The following is an 18,922-nucleotide window of genomic DNA, read 5'->3' as shown; positions in this document are numbered from 1 at the left end:
CTCACGTCGCCACCCTGTCCCGCTCGGCGCCGCCGTGACGCACACACACTGAGCTGATTGGTCTGGTCACTCATAACGGATCCTCGGGTCGAGGACCGCGTACAACATGTCGACGATCAGGTTCACGACCAGGAAGACGATCACCAGAATGCTGACGAAGCCCACCACCAGCGGACCGTCCTCGGTCCGGATGCCCCGGAACAGGTTGAAGCCCACCCCGGGGATGTTGAACACACTCTCGGTCACGATCGCCCCGGCCATCAGTCCACCGAGGTCGAGACCGATCAGCGTCACCACCGGGATCAGGGAGTTCCGCAACACGTGCACGCCGATCACCCGGCGCTTCGACAGCCCCTTGGCCCGGGCGGTCCGGACGTAGTCCGAACGCAGGTTCTCCGCCACCGAGGCGCGGGTCACCCGCAACTGGGTGGCGACCACCAGACTGGCCAGCACGAACGCCGGCAGTGTGAGCTGGTACAACCCCGGTTCGGCCCCGGATGTCGGCGGGAACCACCCCAACTGCACCCCGAAGAGAAGCCGGGCCAGCGGCGCCAGCACCACGATCGGCAAGGAGAGCAGGATCAGCGTGATGAAGAGCGTGACGGTGTCGAAGGGGCCGCCCCGGCGGATGCCGGAGACGACACCGGCGGTCACCGCGACGAGCACCGCGATGATCAGCGCGTAGACGGCGAGCCGGAAGGTCACCGGCCACGCCTGCTCCATCATCTCCGAGATCTTCCGGTTGGTCAGCGAGATGCCGAAGTCCCCGGTGAGCAGGCCACGCATGTAATGGCCATATTGGAAGATAAACGGCTCGTCCAGGTGATACCTTTCGGTGAGCACCTGACGGACGTTATCCGGCAGTGGTCGCTCACCTGCCAACGCCTGGAGCGGGTCGTCCTGGTTGGCGAACATCAGCGCGTACACGATGAAGGTGGCCCCGAAGAACGTCAGGACCCCCTGCAGCACGCGCCGCACGAAGTAGCGGAACATATCCCAAGTCCTCTGCGATACGAGCATCGGCGGCTGCCTGGACGGCAGCCGGACCATGATGCCCACGGTGGCGAGCACGGCCCCACCGGCCCGGGGTCGGGCCGATGAGACTCGCACGAACGGTCCGGTCCGTCCCGGACTGACCGGGGGGAGGACCGGACCGTTCGCCGCTCAGCGGTCAGATCAGGCCGCGGGCTCGATCTTCAGCAGGTCGACCTTCGAGAACCGGTCGAGCTCGACGTTCTTCACCTTCTCGGAGTGCCCGAAAACGTTCTGGCCGAGCCGCAGCGGAACCACCGGCATGTCGCGGGCCAGGATGTCCTCGGCCTGCTGCCAGAGCTTGATGGCCTCCTCCGGCGTCGCCGCCGCCGAACCCTGCTTCACCAGGTTGTCGAACTCCGGGTTGCTGTAGCCGTAGTAGTTCGACGAACCGTTGGTGCCGTACAGCGGGCCGAGGTAGTTCTCCATCAGCGGGTAGTCCATGATCCAGCCGAGCCGGATCAGGCCGACGTCTTCCTTGTTCTCGACCTTGGTCAGCAGGTCGGCGAACTTCGGCTCACCCACGCCGACGCAGTCCACACCCAGGTTGGCCTTGAGCTGGTTGCAGGTCGCGTCCACCCACGCCTTGTGACCACCGTCAGCGTTGTAGGTGAACTTGATCTGCTTCGGGCCGCCCGCGGCCTCGTACATCTGCTTGGCCTTGGCCGGGTCGTAGGTGCAGGGCTCGCCGCAGCTGTTCTCCCGGTAGCCGGCGACGGCCGGGGAGACGAACGAGGTCGCCGGGGTCTGCGAACCACGGAAGATGGTGTCGGTGATCTCCTGGCGGTTGATCGCCATGGAGATCGCCTTGCGCACCTCGACCTTGGAGTACTGCTCGAGGAAGGTCGGGAAGCCCACGAACTGGAAGGTGGAGTTCGGGCTGGTCTTGAACCGGTCACCCAGCTCGGCCGGCGCGCTGGCCAGGTTCTCGATCGGAATCTGGGTCATCACGTCGAGCTGGCCGCTCTGCAGGTCGGCATAGGCCGCGGTCTGCTCCTGGTAGATCTTGAAGAGGACGCCACCGACCTTCGGCTTCTCGCCCGCATAGGTGTCGAAGGCCTCGACCTCGATCTTCGAGTCGTGCTCCCACTTGCCCTTCATCTTGAACGGGCCGTTACCGATCGGAGCCTGCTCGAAGTCCTCCTTGAGCACACCGTCGGACGCCCACGCCGCCTCCGGCAGCGGGTAGAACGTGGTGTAGCCCATGACCGAACGCCAGCCGGAGAACGGCTCCTTCAGCGTCACGGTGAAGGTGGACTCGTCGACCTTCGCCAGACCGGTCAGCGCCTTCGTGGTCGGCTCGGGGGCCTTCTGCGGGCCGTCGGCGCCGTCCGGGTCCGCCGGGTTGAGGGCCTCGTAGCCCTCGATCCGCTCCAGGAAGTAGGAGCCGCCGTTGCCGTTCGGGCCGTACGCCCCGTGGTTCCAGGCCTTGATGTAGCTGTCGGCGGTGACCTTCTCACCGTTGTGGAAGGTGTAGCCGCTCTTCAGCTTGACGGTCCAGACCTTGTTGTCGGTCGACTCGATCGACTCGGCGGCCACCAGAACCGGGTTGTTGTTCGCGTCGAAGTCGACCAGCGGGGTGTAGAGGCCGGCGAGCACCTCGGCGCAGCTGGACTCCGTGCAGTTGGACGGGATCATGTGCTGCGGCTCGGAGATGTCGATGGAGACCGTGAGGCCCTGAGCCTCGGCCTCGTCACCGCCTCCGCTACAACCTGCCGCCAACAACATTATGGCGGTCGCTCCGACCGCCATCTTGAACGGGAAATGCCCGCGCATGAGTAGAGCCTCCTCAGGGCGCTCACGAGGGACTGTGAGGTGACTGACACTGTGACACTGAGCCGCCTAGCGCGGAAAGGTGCCGTTATCAACCCGTTAGTTGCCGGCTATGTTTCAGGCCGGTTGACGGTCATCCACAGTTCCCCTGGCATCCCGGACTGAGCAGCTCAAACGCCCGCGACACGGTCATCCCCACCGATGCGTGGCGGGCCCGCTGTGACCTAACCCGCGTCCCCTTCGATGCCCTCCGATGTCAAGCGAATACGGTCCGTCGCCGCCCGACACACGCCCCGGAGACCCTCCGCCGCGACTCAGACCAGTCGCCGGTCGGCGGCCCACCGGGACAGCTCGTAGCGGTTCGACATCTGGAGCTTGCGGAGCACGTTCGAGACGTGGGTCTCCACCGTCTTGATGGAGATGAAAAGCTCCTTGGCGATCTCCTTGTAGGCGTAGCCCCGGGCCAGCAGCCGCAGCACCTCGCGTTCCCGGTTGGTGAGCTGGTCCAGCTCCGGGTCGGCGACCGGCGCGTCCGGCCGCGCCGCGAAGGAGTCGAGGACAAAACCGGCCAGTCGGGGGCTGAAGACCGCGTCGCCGTCCGCGACCCGGCGGATCGCGGCGGTCAACTCCTCAGGCGAGATGGTCTTGGTGACGTACCCCCGGGCGCCCGCCCGGATCAGCCCGATCACGTCCTCCGCCGCGTCCGAGACGCTCAACGCCAGGAACCGCACCTCGGGGTGGGTACGCCGGACCGCGTCCAGCACCGCCCGGCCACCGCCGTCCGGCATGTGCACGTCGAGCAGCACCACGTCCGGTCCGGTCACCCCGATCCGGGTGACCGCCTCGGCCACCGTGCTCGCCTCCCCGACGACCTCCACGTGCGTACCCAGCTCGGCTCGTACGCCCGCCCGGAACATCGCGTGGTCGTCGACGAGAAAGACCCGCAGCCGCCGCGGCTCGGGGGTGCCCTCCCCGACCGATCCCATCTCGACCATGGTCGCTACCTGTCCTTTCCTGGTGTCGCGCTCTCCCGGGGCAGCGGCAGGAACAGCCGCACCTCGGTACCGTCCCCGGGCGTACTGCGGATCTCGGCCCGCCCACCGTGCCGCTTCATCCGACCGATGATCGAACCACGTACGCCGTGCCGGTGGTCTTCCACCGTAGACAGGTCGAAGCCCGCCCCGCGATCGCGGACGAAGACGCTGAGCTGGTCCGGCTCGACCTCGGCGTAGAGCGACACGGTCTGCACCTTGGCGTGCCGGGCCGCGTTGACCAGCGCTTCCCGGGCCGCGGCGACCAGCGCGCCGACCCGCTCGTCGGTCTCCCGGTCACCGACCACCACCGTCTCCACGGTGATCGCGAAGGTGTCCTCCACCTCGGCGGCGGCCTGCTCCAACGCGGCCGCGAACCGCTCCGTCGGGGAGGCGGTCGGTTTGTACAGCCAGTTCCGCAGCGACCGCTCCTGTCCCCGGGCCAGCCGCTGCACGGTCTTCACGTCCGCCGCGTTGCGCTGGATCAGGGCGAGGGTGTGCAGCACCTGGTCGTGCACCATGGCGGCGAGTTCGGCCCGTTCCTGCTCCCGGATCCGCCCCTCCCGCTCGGCCCGCAGCTGGTTGTACGTCCGCCACAGCGCGGGCGCGGCCACCACCGCGACTCCGGCAAGCGCGACCAGGGCGAAGATCACGCCGTTGATCACCGCGTCGAAGTTGCCCTGCGGGCGGTAGACCGCCACGACCCCGATCAGGCCGATCGCGACGAGCAGCCCGCCGCCGATGAACCGGAGGATGAAGGCCCGCCGGTCGCTCTCCTCGACCACCGCGCCGAGCCACGGCACCGGCGACTCGCGCCAGTGCCACCGGCGTTCCGGCGCGGACTGGTGCCAGATCACCCCGGCCCCGACCGCGATGATCGACACCAGCCAGCCGGCGGTTCCGGAGACGCCGCCGGACTTCAGCAGCATGACCTCGATCAGGATCACCCCGAGGCCGATCGCCACGAACGGCAGCAACTGGAAGACGTTGCGACGCGGCGGGGGCTCCGTACCACCGGGCTGGGGTGGCACCACCGCCCAGAACGCCGCGTAGAGCAGCAGACCCAGCCCGCTGAACCCGAGCAGCAGGACGAACACCACCCGGACCAGGACCACCGGGAGGCCCAGATGTCCGGCTATGCCGGAGGCCACGCCGGCGACCATGCGATGGTGGCGGGCGCGGTAGAGGCGGGGTGGTTCGGCGGTACGGATCAGGTACTCCTTGTCGTACGGGGCTGCCGGGCGCGGGTGGCCGGTGGCTGGCCGGCGTACCCGTGGGCGGCGCCGCTCCGATCGTCACACGTCCCGCCGGTCGTCGGCCATCAGGACTCCCCGGACATCCGGCAGGGAAAGATCTCAGGGTGGGCTCAGGGTTGCCGCCTGAGGCCGGCGGTCCCGGTACGGCGCAGGATCGAAGCATGACCGACGACCCTGCCGCCCGTGGGGGACCGCGTCCGGAGGGCGGCCCCGAGCACCCGGACGAACCCGACACCACACCACTGACCCCACCGGCCACCCCGGCGCCGGAGCCCGACACGTACCCGACGTCCGGTTCCGGCGCGGGCACGCGTCCGACGTCCGGTCCGGGCGGGCCGGTCGGCACAGGCGGCCCGGCCCCCGGTCCGGGCTGGCCGGGCGGACCACCACCCGGACCCGGTCAGACGCCACCGCCCGGCGCCGGCCGGACCCCGCCCGGCGCCGGGTTCACCTACCGGTACGGGCTCGTCCGGCCCGCCGAGGGCCGCTACCTGGCGGGGGTCTGCGCCGCGATCGGTCGGGCGACGAACAGTGACCCGATCCTCTGGCGGGTCCTGCTCGCCGTGCTCGGCTTCTTCGGCGGGATCGGCATCCTGGTGTACGTCGCCGCCTGGCTGATCATTCCGTCCGAGGGGGACGACGCCTCCCCGGTCGAGTCGATGCTGGGTCGGGGCCGGTCCAGCATGTCCCCGGTCACGGTGCTCGTCCTCGGCATCCTCGTCGCGGTCCTGTTCGGCTTCATCGTCACCGACCCGTACCGGGCGGTCCTGCTCGGCCTGGCCGTGCTGATCGGCGGTGCGCTGCTCCTCAACCGGAACTCCGACCGTGGCGTCCCGGGTCAGCCGGCGCCGCCGGGTGGGGTCGGCCCGTACCCGCCGCAGCCGCCGTACGCCGGCCCGGGTCACCCGCCGACCGGGCCGGTGCCACCGGCCGGGCCCGGCCAGCCGGGCTGGGTCACCTCGCCCACCGGGGCGGGCGGATGGCCGGCCTCGGCACCACCCGCGCCCACCTGGCCGGCCGCCCCCGGCCCGACGGCGCCCTGGTCGGCCGGTCCGATCCCGGCGCCCGTCGGGTCCCCGGGTCCGGTGCCTGGCGCACCGGTCACCGGGCAGCCGGCACCGCTGGCCGGTCAGCCGCCGTACCCCCCGTTCACCCCGCCGTTGCGCGGGGCGGCCCTGCCTCCGACAAGACCGGTGCCGCCGTCCGGTTACCGCCCACCGTTCGCACCGCACGGGCCGTACGCCGGCAGCGGGGTCGGTACGGTTCCGCCGCCGGCCCGTCCGCCGAAGCCGCCGAAGAAGCCCCGGGAGCGGTCCGCGCTGGGTGCCGCCACCTTCTCGCTGATCTTCGTGGCGCTCGGGCTGGTCGCCATCCTGGACCTGACCGACGTGGTCAAGGTCGGCCCCTCCGCCTACTTCGCGGCCGCGTTGGTGACCATCGCGCTCGGGCTGCTGGTCGGCACCTGGTTCGGCCGGGCCCGTTGGCTGATCGCGCTCGGCCTGGTCGCGGCCTGTGCCCTCGGCATCTCCACCGTCGCCGAGTCCTCCGCCGGCCGGCACCACAACGACTCCGTGGTCTGGGCGCCGGACAGCGTCTCGGCGCTGGCCCCCAGTTACCAGACCCGGCTCGGCAGTTCCACGCTCGACCTGACCCGGGTCGACTTCACCGGCCAGGCGGCGACGGTCCGGGTCGCCGTCAACCTCGGCGAGGTACGGGTGATCCTGCCCCCCACCGTCGACGTGACCGTACGGGTCGACGTACAGGCGGGTGACGCCGACGTGCTCGGCCGGCGGCACAGCGACTTCGGCGGACCCACCCGCGAGGTTGTCGACCTCGGCGACGACGGTACGGGTGGTGGCAGGTTGACGATCTCCCTGTCGGTCGACGCCGGTTACGCGGAGGTGACTCGATGAAGGCGCATCGGACCGACGGGGTGTCCCTGACGTTCGCCCTGATCTTCCTCGCCCTCGCGGCGTGGTGGCTGCTCGCCCAACTGTTGCACCTGGCCCTGCCGGCGGTCGGCTGGATCGTCGCACTGGCCCTGATCCTGGTCGGTGGGCTGGGGCTGATCGGCGCGCTGCGCGCCAGCCGGTCGGCGGCGAAGGTCACCGGGCCGGTCGGGCCCGACGCGGCGGCCGACCCGGTCGGGCTCGACCCTGACACCGCCCGGCCCGACGCTGACCCCGTCCGGCTCGACCCTGACCCCGTCCGGCTCGACATCGCGAGCGAGTCGACGCTGACCGACCTGCGGGCCGAACCGGCCCGCCGCGACCCGCTGACCGGGCCGCGCGCCGACGACGGGTTCGACGACCCGACCGTGCCGGAGCGGACCGTCCCGGCACCCCCGGTCGGCGACCAGGACGGACCGGACCCGTGGGACCAGCGGCGTTGACGATCGGTGCGGCTCCGGGAGGCGGTGCCTAGACTGGCCGGCGAAGGTTTCCGCCTCCGCCGGCCGGTACCGCCGCGCGCGGCGGAACGTCGCCCGCCGCGGACGGTGGAACCTCGTCCGCCGCAGCCGGTGGAGGAAGGTGTCCGCCGCGCCTGCGCCGATACCGCCAGCCGTCCGTCCTGACCTCGCGAGGAGCCCTCCCGACATGACCCAGTCCCCCGCCGTACGCAGCACCGGCCCAGGCCGTCCGGTCCGCGTCGGCGAGCGCGCCGCCCGCGTCCTCACCACCGAACTCGCCCGTCACCAGGGTGCGAAGCACGCCCTGCTGGTCGGTGCCGCGCCCGACTCGCTCGTCCTGACCGCGGCGATCGACGCGCTGATGCCCGGCGACACGCTCACCCTGGTGTCGGCGGAGACGTCCACTGCGGAGCAGTTGCGGCAGCACCTCGGCACGCTCGGGCAGTGGGTCGCCCGCCGGGTACGGGTCGCCGACTCGCTGGCCGAGGTCGAACCGGCGGAGGTGGTGATCGCCGCCGAACCGCTGGACGGCAGCGCCGACGAGACCCGGACCACGGTGGACGGACTGGCCAAGTACCTGACCGGCGGGGGCGTACTCAGCGTGGCGGTGACCGCGCTGCCCGGCCAGAGTCCCGGAGCCGTCGGCGAACTCGAACGGCAGAGCGCGCTCTTCGGGGTCGGCACCGACCTCGTCCTGGTCAACCGGCCGCCGGTACGGGTGCACCGGCTCCGGTTCACCCCGGCCGAGGTCGAAACGGCGGCCGAGCTGACGCCGGCGTACCGCACGTCGAGTGTGCCGCTGACCCGGAACATGCACATCGACTCCAACGGCGTCGCCGCGGCCGGGATCGCGCTCGGGCTCGCCGCCCTCACCCGGGTCGCCCGCCCGAAGTCCCGGCTCTGGCTGCTGCCCGCGCTGGCCGCCGCCCCGGTCGCCGCCTTCTTCCGGGATCCGGAGCGGGACATCCCGGAGGACCCGTCGGCGATCGTGGCCGCCGCCGACGGGCAGGTGCTGTCGGTGGAACGGCTGCGTGACGAACGCTTCGGCGACGGCGAGTTCCTCCGCGTCGCGGTTTTCCTCTCGGTGCTGGACGTGCACGTCAACCGGGCACCGGTGGCCGGACGGGTGGTCGACTACTTCGTCGCGGACGGCGGATTCGCCGCCGCGATGAAACCGGACGCCGAGCACAACGTGGCGGCGTACACCGTGTTGGAGACCGGGCACGGCACGGTGGTGGTCGCCCAGCGCACCGGTCTGATCGCCCGCCGGATCGTGCAGCGGGCCCCGATCGGCTCTCTGCTCGCCCGGGGCGAGCGGTTCGGGCTGATCCGGTTCGGCTCCCGTACCGACGTCTACCTGCCCGCCGACGCGGCCGAGCCGCTGGTCGGTCCGGGTGACCGGGTCGTCGGCGGGTCGTCGGTGATCGCCCACTGGCGCTGAGCCGGACAGCCGACAGGCCCGGCGGAGATTCCGCCGGGCCTGTTCCGTACGGTGCGTCGCCGGGGCCGGGCCCGTCGCGGCGGGTCGGCGTGGGCTCAGACGGCCCGGCGCTGACGCAGCCAGAGCAGCGGGCCGCTGATCAGGTAGCCGACCACCAGAAGCGTGAAGGTGAGCCGGACGTCGATCAGGGCGCCGATCACCGGGGCCAGCCACACCCACGGCGGCAGCTTGATCAGTCGGGCCAGCTTGGCGTACGGGAAGCTGGAGACCATCGCGAAAGCCAGCAGCGCGACACCGGCGACCTGGACCGTGCCGGAGACCGGCAGGCCGATCAGGACCGCCAGGGCGAGCACCGCGGCGGCCATCGTGGTGGGCACGCCGCAGAAGAAGCGGCCGTCCTTGGGCGAGACGTTGAACCGGGCCAGCCGGATCGCGGCGCAGGTGGCGACCAGCGCGCAGGCGACCGTGGCGGCCGGGGTGGAGACGGAGCCGACCAGCGACGCGTAGACCACGACCGGCGCGGCGAGACCGAACGAGCACATGTCGGCCAGCGAGTCCATCTGGGCGCCGAACGGGCTCGCCACGCCCAGCCGGCGGGCCAGGGCACCGTCGAGACCGTCGAAGGCGACGCAGGCGATCAGGCAGTACGCCGCGATCCGCACGTCGCCGTGCATGGCCTGGAAGATCGCCAACAGGCCGAGGGTCAGGCTGGCCACCGTGCAGGCGTTCACCAGCGTGAACTTGAGCCGGCGTGCCGTGGTCCGCTCGCCGGGCAGCAGCGGGATGGACATCGCCGGACCGTCGGCGACGACCGGACCGGTCGATCCGACCGCCGGGCTGACCGGCATCACGGATTCGATCTCCGCGGCGGTCAGCGGCCCCAGCCCGTACGGCTCCTCGGGGCGGAGGTCGGCCACGTAGTGGGGTTCGGGCCGGACCAGGGCGTCGGTGCTCTCCGCCTGCGGGTCACGGCGCCCCACCCGGACCAGCAGGACCTGGCGGGCGAACGCACCACTGCGGCGCAGCTGCCCCGCCCAGCGGCGCCCGGCCGGGCGCGGGCTGTCCGACGTACGACGCCGACGCCAAGGGGCTCTCGGCACGTTTCCTCCATCACCGGATCGACTGTGTCCGCCACTGGTGCCGGGTCGCCCGGCCGTCGGTGGCCGGAACTGCTCGCCGGCAACCGATTTGCGGCCTACACCATTGCACAGAAGGAGGGGATTCGCGATAGCCGCGTTCGGGTATTCTTCCCAAACCCGCGCCAGACACGCAGACCTTCCCATCCCGGGACGCCGCGCCCGCCGCGAGCCGAATCGTCCTCCCGCAACTCTAGCCGAAGCAGTCATCGGGGTCGTTTGACCCGCACTCCCGACGCCGTACCGGCCGTGGGTTCAGCCCGCCAGCAGCGGTAACACCTCCGCCACCACCTCGGTGGTGGCGGGCAGGGCGCGGGCGTCGGCCAGGGTGAACCACGCGACGTCCGCCGTCGATCCGCCCGCCGCCTCGGTCACCTTCGCCTCGGTCGGGGCGTCGACCACGATCCGGTAGACCACCCGGACCCCGTGCCAGTCCAGCGGGCGGCCCTCGGGGCCGTACTCGGTCGGGCTGTACCGGTGTGACACGTGCACCAGGTCGGTGACCCGGCCAAGCTGCCCGGTCTCCTCGACGAGTTCCCGGAGCAGACCGGAGGCCGGCTGCTCCCCGTGGTCGGTGCCGCCGCCCGGCAGGTGCCAGAGTCCGGCACCCGGATATCCCTCGGCGATCAGGGTGAGCAGCACCCGCCCGGCGGGGTCGGTGGCCAACCCGTACGCCGCGAAGCGCTGGTGACGGTCGACCGGTGCCGGGGACGTCCCGGCATCGACCGGCGGCGGACCGCCCTCCGGCAGCGGGTTCACCGGCCGGCCGAGCAGCTCGGCGGTGAACGGCATCAGCGGCAGCCCGACCAGTTCGGCGGGGGTGAACCAGGCGACGGCGTCGGTACCACCGGCCGGGTCGGCGACGTCGGGCAGGTCGGCGGCGCCGACCGGGTCCGCGCCGGCGGCCAGGTCCGCACCGTCGGCGGCCGGGCCGCTGTCACCGGCCACCGCGGCGCCGTCGGCCACCGCGACGTCGTAGATGATCCGGTCGGTGTGCTCCGCGACCGGTCCGTCGGGGCCGGCCAGCCGGACCACGTCGGCGACGGCGGCGCGGAGCGCGACGACCTCCACGGTCAGTCCGGTCTCCTCGCGGAACTCGCGCAGCAGCGCCGCCGTCGGGTGCTCACCGTGCTCCACACCCCCGCCGGGCAGCTGCCAGTAGCCGGGGAACGGGCACGCGCCGGAACCCCGGGCGAGCAGCACCCGCTCCCCGTCCCGGCACAGCCCGTACGCCCCGATCCTCCGTCGCCGGTCCACAGCGCCCCCTTCCCGCCCGCCGTATCGATCATGCAGGGCGGGGCGAGACCGGTGACGCCCGGGTCCGCCCCGACCGGGCGGACGGTGGCCGGGCCGGCGCCGGTCAGCCGGCCCGGGCGGGCTGGGGACGCAGCACCTGGGCGGCCCGGACCGCCTCGGCGGTGACCTCGGTGAGACGCTCCGGAGGCAGCGCCTCCAACTCCTCCGGCCCGAACCAGCGGGCCTCCGAGGTGGAGCCGCCGACGTCACCGACGACCGGCGGTGCCGGACGGTCGACCACCACCCGGTAGAAGGCGCGTACGCCGTGCCAGTCGATCGGGTAGCCCTCGGGGCCCAGCGAGGCGGCGTCCCGGTGGCTCGCCACCCCGATCAGTTCGACCAGTCGGCCGCGTTGACCGGTCTCCTCGACGAGTTCCCGGATCAGCGCGGCGCCCGGCTGCTCGCCGTAGTCCGTACCACCGCCGGGCAGATGCCAGCAGCCCGCCCCGGGATAACCGTCGGCGACCCGGGTCAGCAGCACCCGGCCGTCGGGGTCGGTGGCGACCGCGTACGCCGCGAACCGCTGGGCCCGGTGCAGTCCGTCCGGACCGGGCACCGCGTGGAACGACGGGAACTCGGGTGCCTCCTCCGGGTGCAGGTCGATCGGCCCGCTCGGCAGGCCCAGTGCCCGGGCCGTGAACGGCCGCAACAGCAGCTTTCCGGCCTCCTCCAGGGTGTGCCACCGGGCCAGGTCGGTCGGCTGGCCGACCCGGTCGCAGAGCGTCCCGCCCCGGACGGAGACCCGGTACAGCAGCCGGTCGGTGTGGATGGTGACGCCCCGGTGCGGCAGCGACCGCATGTCGGCGAGGACGTCGTGCAGCCCGGATACGGCGACGGAGAGGCCGGTCTCCGCGGCTGTTTCGCGGACCACCGTGTGGTTCGGGTCCTCGCCGTGGTCGACGGCACCGCCGGGCAGCGACCATACGCCGGGCGTTCCGGACCGGGACGAGGCCCGGACCAGTAGCACCCGACCAGTTGACTCGGCGCACATCGCGTACGCCGCGATCCTGCGGATCGGTTCCAGCGCGGGGGTCACGGATCCGAATTCTCCCTTGATCATCTGAGTGCCCGGGGAAAAGAGTCGGATTCCTGACAGTAGACCGACACGCCGGCGGAGTAACGGCCCCAGCGGGTCAGGGGGCGCTCAGGGTCGGGATCCGGGCGGTCACCGAGGACGGCGACGGCCGGCGGACGGACCGTGGAGACATGACCCAGACACCGCCCACCCAGCCCCCGTACCGGCAGCTCCGTCGACCGACCACGGACCGGATGGTCGCCGGCGTCGCCAGCGGCCTCGGCCGTTACCTGAACGTCGACCCGACCCTGGTCCGGGTGATCTTCGCCGCGCTGGTCATCTTCACCGGCGGCTTCGCGCTGCTGGCGTACCCGGTCCTCTGGTTCCTGATGCCGGAGGAGCCGGCCGGCGCGCCTGCCTGGCCGCACCCGCCGGCGGGCGGCGCGCACCCGGCCTGGCCGCACCAGCCGGCGGGCGGCGCGCACCCGACCCCGGCCACCCCACCGGACGGGCCGACCTACTCCGGCTGAACGCCGTCACTCCCACTCGATGGTGCCCGGGGGCTTGCTCGTCACGTCGAGCACCACCCGGTTCACCTCGGCCACCTCGTTGGTGATCCGGGTGGAGATCCGGGCGATCACGTCGTACGGCAACCGGGACCAGTCCGCGGTCATCGCGTCGGAACTGGAGACCGGCCGGAGTACGACCGGGTGGCCGTACGTCCGGCCGTCGCCCTGCACCCCGACGCTGCGCACGTCGGCCAGCAGCACCACCGGGAACTGCCAGACGTCCCGGTCCAGGCCGGCCGCGGTGAGCTCCTCCCGGGCGATCAGGTCGGCGGCCCGGAGCAGGTCGAGCCGCTCCCGGTCCACCGCACCGATGATCCGGATGGCCAGCCCCGGCCCGGGGAACGGGTGCCGCCAGACCATCGCCTCGGGCAGCCCGAGAGCCAGGCCGAGCTGGCGCACCTCGTCCTTGAAGAGCGTGCGCAGCGGCTCCACCAGGGCGAACTTCAGGTCCTCGGGCAGACCGCCGACGTTGTGGTGGGACTTGATGTTGGCGGTGCCGGTGCCGCCGCCGGACTCCACCACGTCCGGGTAGAGCGTGCCCTGGACCAGGAACTCGACGTCCCCGGCGGCGGCGACCTCACGGGCCGCCGCCTCGAAGACCCGGATGAACTCCCGGCCGATGATCTTGCGCTTCTGTTCCGGGTCGGTCACCCCGGCCAACGCGCCGAGGAAGCGCTCCTCGGCGTCGACCACCTTCAGCTTGATCCCGGTGGCCGCGACGTAGTCCTGCTCCACCTGCTCGGCCTCGCCGGCGCGCAGCAGACCGTGGTCGACGAAGACACAGGTGAGCTGGTCACCGACCGCCTTGTGGACCAGCGCGGCGGCGACCGCCGAGTCGACCCCGCCGGAGAGGGCGCAGATGACCTCCTTGTCACCGACGGCGGCCCGGATCTGCGCCACCTGCTCGTCGATGATGTTCTCCGGCGTCCAGGTCGGCGCGATGCCGGCGACGTCGTAGAGGAAGCGCTCCAGCATCCGCTGGCCGTACGCGGTGTGCTCGACCTCCGGGTGGAACTGGGTGCCGGCCCGACGGCCGGCGAGGTCCTCGAACGCGGCGACCGGCGCACCCGCCGACTCGGCGGTCACGGTGAACCCGGCCGGCGCGGCGGTCACACAGTCACCGTGGCTCATCCAGACGGACAACTCGTCGGGAAGCTCGCGGAACAGGACAGTCTCGTCGCCCCGGGGGCGGAGGTTCGTGCCGCCGTACTCCCGGCCGCCGGTGTGCTCGACCGTGCCGCCGAGCGCCTGGGCCATCGCCTGGAAGCCGTAGCAGATCCCGAAGACCGGCACGCCGGCGTCGAAGAGCTTCGGGTCGACCTGGGGGGCGCCGGGCGCGTAGACGCTGGCCGGACCGCCGGAGAGGATGATCGCGGCCGGATCCTTCGCGAGCATCTCGGCCACCGGCATCGAATGCGGGACGATCTCCGAGTAGACCCTGGCCTCCCGTACCCGACGGGCGATGAGCTGGGCGTACTGGGCTCCGAAGTCCACCACCAGGACCGGGCGCGGCGTGTTCATGTGTACGAAGCCTACCCAGCGTCGGTCGGGGTGCGGAAACCGCCGTGGCGGGTGTGGCAGGACGTCACAGCTGGGGTGGGCGGGGATCGGGGTCGCCGCGTTTCGGCCAGTGCGCGAGCGCCCGCTCGGCCAGGGCTGCGATGGTCAGCGACGGGTTCGCCCCGAGGTTCGCGCAGACCGCCGACCCGTCCAGCACGTGCAGGCCCGGATGCCCGAAGACCCGGTGGTACGGGTCGACCACCCCGTCGTCCGGGGTGGCCCCGAGCACCGCCCCGCCGAGCAGGTGGGCGGTGATCGCCACGCCGAACGGCTGGGTCAGCGGCCCGCCCGGAACCCCGCCGATCTCCTCGGCGAGCAGCCGGGCGGCCCGGTTCGCGGCCGGCAGCCAGCTCGGGTTCGGCGCGCCGTGCCCCTGGCTGGTCGCCAGCCGTTCCCGGCCCCACCGGGTACGCCGGTAGTGCACCGTCACCGAGTTGTCGAGCGACTGCATGACCAGGGCGATCACGCTGCGCCGGGACCAGTTCCGGACCGACCACGGCGGCAGGTAGCCGAGCGGGCGACGGGCCAGCGCGGCCAGCCAGCGGCGCCGTTGCCCCGGACCGCCGTCGACCAGCGCGGTGAGCAGCAGTCCCATCGCGTTCGCGCCCGGGCCGTACCGGACCGGTTCGACGTGGGTCCGCGGGTCGGGGTGGAAGGAACTGGTGATCGCCGCCCCCTCGGTGAAGTCGACGGCGCCCCGGCGGGCCGTCCCGTTGGGTACGGCGGCGCCGACGATCGCCTCCGAGTTGGTCCGGGTGAGCACGCCGAGCCGGGACGAGATGTTCGGCAGCGCCCCGGTCGCCCGCATCCGGTGCAGCAGCCGCTGGGTGCCGACCGTGCCGGCCGCGAAGACCACCTGTCCGGCGGCGATCACCCGCCGTCGCCGTACCGGCCAGGCGCCGGTGCGTACCGTCTCGACGTGGTAGCCGTCGCCGGACGGCGCGGGCCGGACGGCGACCGCGGTGGTCAGCGGCAGGATCTGCACCCCGAGCCGTTCGGCCAGCCAGAGGTAGTTCTTCACCAGGCTGTTCTTGGCGCCGTGCCGGCAGCCGGTCAGGCAGGCGCCGCAGTGCAGGCAGCCGGTACGGTCCGGTCCGGCGCCGCCGAAGTACGGGTCGGGAACCCGCTCCCCCGGTCGACCGAGGTGGATCCCGACCGGGGTGGGCCGGAAGCTGTCCCCGACCCCCATCCGGTCCGCCACCGCCCGCATCGCCCGGTCCGCCGCGGTGTCGATCGGGTACGTCGTCACGCCGAGCATCCGTTTCGCGGTCGCGTAGTGCGGGGCGAGTTCGGTCCGCCAGTCGGCGATGTCCCTCCACTGGGGATCGTCGTAGAACTCGGGCAGTGGCTCGTAGAGGGTGTTGGCGTAGACCAGTGACCCGCCGCCGACCCCGGCACCGTGCAGTGCCAGTACCCGGGCCGGGGCACCCGAACCCGCCCGACGACCGGCCGACCGGAGCAGGGTGAGCCGCTGGATGCCGTAGCAGCCGAGCGCGGGTGCCCACAGGTACCGGCGCAGCCGCCACGAGGTCTTCGGCAGTTCGTGGTCGGCGAACCGTCGGCCCGCCTCCAGGACGGCGACCGAGTAGCCCTTCTCGGCCAGCCGCAGCGCGGCCACGGCGCCGCCGAAGCCGGAGCCGATGACCACCACGTCGTACCCGGTGGCGTTGCCCATGTCGGCCATCATTGGCCGATCGGTCCCTGTCGCGCCAGAGGCCAGTCGGTGATCATCTCCTGCGGCCGTACGGCCGCACCGTCTTGTCGGTGCAACGCAAACGTGTGCCGGAACGTCTTGAGTTACACGGCCGGTCCTGGCAGACCGCCGGTGCCGAAGGGAAGTGGGACGGGTGGCGGGCAACGGGGGAACCAACGGCGGGAAGGCTTCCGGCAGACCGGGCCGTCGACACCGGACCGTCTGGGTGGGGGCGACCGTGGCGGTCGTGGTGCTCCTGGCCGGCGGGGCGTACGCCGCCACCCGGCAGTGGGGTGGCGGGACGGCACCGACGGCCGGGCCGGGCACCCCGTCGCCGAGTGCCGCACCGATTCCGACCCCCACCCCGACGCCGACCCCGGAACCGGGCGCGGACCTCACCGGCCCGCTGAACCTGCTGCTGGTCGGGGTGGACACCCGGGTCAGCGTGCCGGGTTGGGAACCGCACGCCGACGCGGTGCTGATCCTGCACGTCACCCGGACCCTGGACCAGGCGTACCTGTTCGCGCTCCCCCGTGACCTGGTGGTGCAGATCCCGGCGTTCCGCAAGGCGAACTTCCCCGGCGAGCGGACCAAACTGACCCACGCGATGAGCTACGGCAGTCGGGTACCGGGTAAGGAGAAGGAGCCGAGCACCGAGCAGGGTTACGAACTGTTGGCCCGTACGGTCGGCGACTACACCGGCATCAAGCGGTTCGACGCCGGCGCGGTGCTGACCTTCGGCGGTTTCGACAACCTGGTCGACGCGCTCGGCGGGGTCGAGCTCTACATCGACCAGCGGGTGGTGTCCCGGCACCGGGAACCGGACGGCACCCACCGTGAACTGCGCGGCGGCGGCTACGTCGGCCCGCAGATGGTGTACGAGAAGGGCACCCGGAAGCTGAACGGCTGGCAGGCGCTGGACTACGCCCGGCAGCGTTACACCGAAGGCGGCGGGTACGCCCGACAGCGACACCAGCAGCAGCTGATCAAGGCCCTGGTCGGGAAGATCCTCGACCAGAACCTGGCCCGCGACCAGGCCCGGCTGACCCAGGTGGTGACCGCGCTGGACGACGCGCTCACCTTCCAGGGCAACGGCCGCGAGATCGTCGAGTTCGGGTACGCCCTCAGCCGACTGCGGCCGGAGGCGATCACCCTGGTCGACCTGCCCGGCGGTGGGCTCGGCACCGGCAGCGCGTACCGGGGTGAACAGCTCACCACGACGAGCCGGAAATTCATCTCGGAGCTGCGCGCCGGCCGGGCCGCCGAGTTCCTGGCCGACAACCCGAAGCTGGTCGTCAAACGGTGAGCCTCGAGAAGGGACGGCTGGCGGACCCGTCGACCCAGCGGTGGAGCTGGGACCAGGAGGTTCCGCCGCGTTACCTGCTGGTGGACGAGTACCGCGACGACGCACCGGTGCTCCTGGGCCTCTGTGCGCAGATCGATGGTCTGTTCGTCGAGCCGGAGCCGCCACCGGAGCCCGAGCACTACACCCTGCTCGGCTGTGAACCGGCCGGGCCGGTGCGCACCGCGTTGGCCGGGGTCGGCACCGACGACGCCTGGCTGGGCAACATCGTGGTCGACCCGATCCACCACCCCGACCGGCCGGCACCGCCGGACTGTCAGGACTACGGCGCCGGGTGCCCATCGTTCTCACGACTTGGACCGTCCCCCTGGGCGGACGTACCACCTCGACGGACGGTACGTCAGCAACGTGGAGGGCTTCTACTGCGCGATCGGAGAGGCGGTCAACGGCCCCGGCGGATACTTCGGCTACAACCTGGACGCGCTGGACGGCTGTCTGCGCGGCGGGTGGGGCGCCGGGCGGCCGTTCCGGTTGGTCTGGAACCACTCGGCGGTGGCCCGGACACATGTGGCCCCCGGCTACGACCGTCGGGATCACCATCCGGCGATCACCCTGGATGACCTGCTCGGCCTGCTGGACGAGTACGGCGTCAAGGTCGAACTGCGCTGAGCCGAAACCGGGGCGTTGTCTCGCCTGGCCGACGGCCGACGGTGTGTTCTGCCGACCGGAAGCACGTGTCGGCGTGGCGATATGCCGCAGAGTCATTTTTATGCCTCAGAGTCATATCGTCGACCGGGCTGACGCCTCCGACCTCGGCAGGTGACACGGCTACGGTTCGTCGGGACGGGTCCAGAACTGACGCGGGGCGTAGCCGTCGCGACGGAGCCAGTGTTCGGTGTAGACGATCCGTTCGGCGTCCACCACGACCAGCGGCCCGGCCGGTGGCTCGGCCAGGTCGCGGGAGCGTTCGACGTGGTCGGCCTGCCAGCGGTACGCCGGCCAGTAGTGCGCGAACTCCTCGTGGTCGGCGGTCAGCACCCGGGCCCGGCCGAAGAGCTGGGCACCGCGGCTGCTCGCCTGGCCGACCAGCGGGGCGAAGACCCCCAGCGACACCCGTGGGTCGGCGGCGATGTTGCGCATCTTCGGCGACGACGCCTCGGCGGTGAACAGCAGCGCGAAGTCGAGGTGGAAGTAGCGGACCGGGGTGGCCAGCGGACCGTCCGGGCCGCCGGTCGCCAGCACACACATGTTCTGTGACGACAGCAGGTTGAGGATCCGTTCCTCGAGGCGTTCGCGGGACAGTCGCCGCTTCGGTGCCGGGCCGGCCAGCCAGGGGTTTGTCACGGGCATGAGACATCCTGGCAGCCGGCCCCGGCAATCGGACAGCCAGGGCGCGGTTTCGCCTCC

At 72.0% G+C, this 18,922-nt stretch carries 15 protein-coding genes and 1 pseudogene; 6 read left to right on the top strand and 10 right to left on the bottom strand.

The window, feature by feature from the left end:
* Positions 1 to 66: 66 nt before the first annotated feature.
* The 4 genes from ABGB05_RS12450 to ABGB05_RS12435 all read right to left on the bottom strand — a co-directional run bounded on the left by ABGB05_RS12450 (position 67) and on the right by ABGB05_RS12435 (position 5,050).
* Complete coding sequence (locus ABGB05_RS12450; protein ID WP_347653394.1) at positions 67 to 993, bottom strand: ABC transporter permease; 927 nt, start codon at positions 991 to 993, stop codon at positions 67 to 69.
* A 183-nt stretch (positions 994 to 1,176) separates the two neighbouring features.
* Positions 1,177 to 2,760 (bottom strand): ABC transporter substrate-binding protein, encoded by a 1,584-nt coding sequence (locus ABGB05_RS12445; protein ID WP_347653425.1) that lies wholly within the window; start codon positions 2,758 to 2,760, stop codon positions 1,177 to 1,179.
* Positions 2,761 to 3,119: 359 nt separating this feature from the next.
* Positions 3,120 to 3,800, bottom strand: a complete 681-nt coding sequence (locus ABGB05_RS12440) for a response regulator transcription factor (protein ID WP_347653393.1) — start codon at positions 3,798 to 3,800, stop codon at positions 3,120 to 3,122.
* A 5-nt stretch (positions 3,801 to 3,805) separates the two neighbouring features.
* Positions 3,806 to 5,050, bottom strand: a complete 1,245-nt coding sequence (locus tag ABGB05_RS12435; protein ID WP_347653424.1) for a PspC domain-containing protein — start codon at positions 5,048 to 5,050, stop codon at positions 3,806 to 3,808.
* A 203-nt stretch (positions 5,051 to 5,253) separates the two neighbouring features.
* Here ABGB05_RS12435 and ABGB05_RS12430 point away from each other — a divergent pair, with 203 nt between their 5' ends.
* The 3 genes and pseudogenes from ABGB05_RS12430 (at position 5,254) to ABGB05_RS12420 (ending at position 8,943) form a co-directional block, all read left to right on the top strand.
* Positions 5,254 to 7,005 (top strand): PspC domain-containing protein, encoded by a 1,752-nt coding sequence (locus ABGB05_RS12430; protein ID WP_347653392.1) that lies wholly within the window; start codon positions 5,254 to 5,256, stop codon positions 7,003 to 7,005.
* Positions 7,002 to 7,190: pseudogene (locus ABGB05_RS12425) on the top strand (hypothetical protein); the annotation flags it as partial. The gene ABGB05_RS12430 and the pseudogene ABGB05_RS12425, both read left to right, overlap by 4 nt.
* Positions 7,191 to 7,689: 499 nt before the next feature.
* Entirely contained in the window at positions 7,690 to 8,943 is a 1,254-nt protein-coding gene (locus ABGB05_RS12420) for a phosphatidylserine decarboxylase (protein ID WP_347653391.1), read from the top strand.
* Positions 8,944 to 9,038: 95 nt separating this feature from the next.
* Here the strand turns inward: ABGB05_RS12420 and ABGB05_RS12415 are convergent, their stop codons facing one another.
* The 3 genes from ABGB05_RS12415 to ABGB05_RS12405 all read right to left on the bottom strand — a co-directional run bounded on the left by ABGB05_RS12415 (position 9,039) and on the right by ABGB05_RS12405 (position 12,411).
* Complete coding sequence (locus tag ABGB05_RS12415; protein WP_347653423.1) at positions 9,039 to 9,968, bottom strand: phosphatidylcholine/phosphatidylserine synthase; 930 nt, start codon at positions 9,966 to 9,968, stop codon at positions 9,039 to 9,041.
* A 366-nt stretch (positions 9,969 to 10,334) separates the two neighbouring features.
* Positions 10,335 to 11,336: an NUDIX domain-containing protein gene (locus ABGB05_RS12410; protein ID WP_347653390.1), complete on the bottom strand. Its 1,002-nt coding sequence runs from the start codon at positions 11,334 to 11,336 to the stop codon at positions 10,335 to 10,337.
* 103 nt (positions 11,337 to 11,439) lie between these two features.
* Positions 11,440 to 12,411, bottom strand: coding sequence for an NUDIX domain-containing protein (locus ABGB05_RS12405; protein ID WP_347653389.1), 972 nt, complete (start codon positions 12,409 to 12,411; stop codon positions 11,440 to 11,442).
* Between the two features lie 170 nt (positions 12,412 to 12,581).
* On the opposite strand from ABGB05_RS12405, the gene ABGB05_RS12400 reads away from it, so the two are divergent.
* Complete coding sequence (locus ABGB05_RS12400) at positions 12,582 to 12,920, top strand: PspC domain-containing protein (RefSeq protein WP_347653388.1); 339 nt, start codon at positions 12,582 to 12,584, stop codon at positions 12,918 to 12,920.
* A 6-nt stretch (positions 12,921 to 12,926) separates the two neighbouring features.
* Here the strand turns inward: ABGB05_RS12400 and guaA are convergent, their stop codons facing one another.
* On the bottom strand, positions 12,927 to 14,480 hold the full coding sequence (guaA, locus tag ABGB05_RS12395) for a glutamine-hydrolyzing GMP synthase (RefSeq protein ID WP_347653387.1): 1,554 nt from the start codon (positions 14,478 to 14,480) through the stop codon (positions 12,927 to 12,929).
* A gap of 64 nt (positions 14,481 to 14,544) precedes the next feature.
* A complete protein-coding gene (locus tag ABGB05_RS12390; RefSeq protein ID WP_347653386.1) occupies positions 14,545 to 16,194 on the bottom strand; it encodes a GMC family oxidoreductase in 1,650 nt (549 codons plus the stop codon).
* A gap of 244 nt (positions 16,195 to 16,438) precedes the next feature.
* Between ABGB05_RS12390 and ABGB05_RS12385 the strand changes: the two genes are divergently transcribed.
* Positions 16,439 to 17,518, top strand: coding sequence for an LCP family protein (locus tag ABGB05_RS12385; protein ID WP_347653385.1), 1,080 nt, complete (start codon positions 16,439 to 16,441; stop codon positions 17,516 to 17,518).
* A 351-nt stretch (positions 17,519 to 17,869) separates the two neighbouring features.
* Positions 17,870 to 18,184, top strand: a complete 315-nt coding sequence (locus tag ABGB05_RS12380) for a barstar family protein (RefSeq protein WP_347653384.1) — start codon at positions 17,870 to 17,872, stop codon at positions 18,182 to 18,184.
* Positions 18,185 to 18,343: 159 nt separating this feature from the next.
* On the opposite strand, the gene ABGB05_RS12375 is transcribed toward ABGB05_RS12380, so the two are convergent.
* Positions 18,344 to 18,865: a pyridoxamine 5'-phosphate oxidase family protein gene (locus ABGB05_RS12375; protein WP_347653383.1), complete on the bottom strand. Its 522-nt coding sequence runs from the start codon at positions 18,863 to 18,865 to the stop codon at positions 18,344 to 18,346.
* Positions 18,866 to 18,922 lie beyond the last annotated feature (57 nt).

The organism is Plantactinospora sp. B5E13, assembly GCF_039871775.1.
Classification (GTDB): domain Bacteria; phylum Actinomycetota; class Actinomycetes; order Mycobacteriales; family Micromonosporaceae; genus Plantactinospora.
The sequence above is the reverse complement of the archived record's forward strand: the minus strand, read 5'-3'. Positions and strand labels throughout refer to the sequence as shown.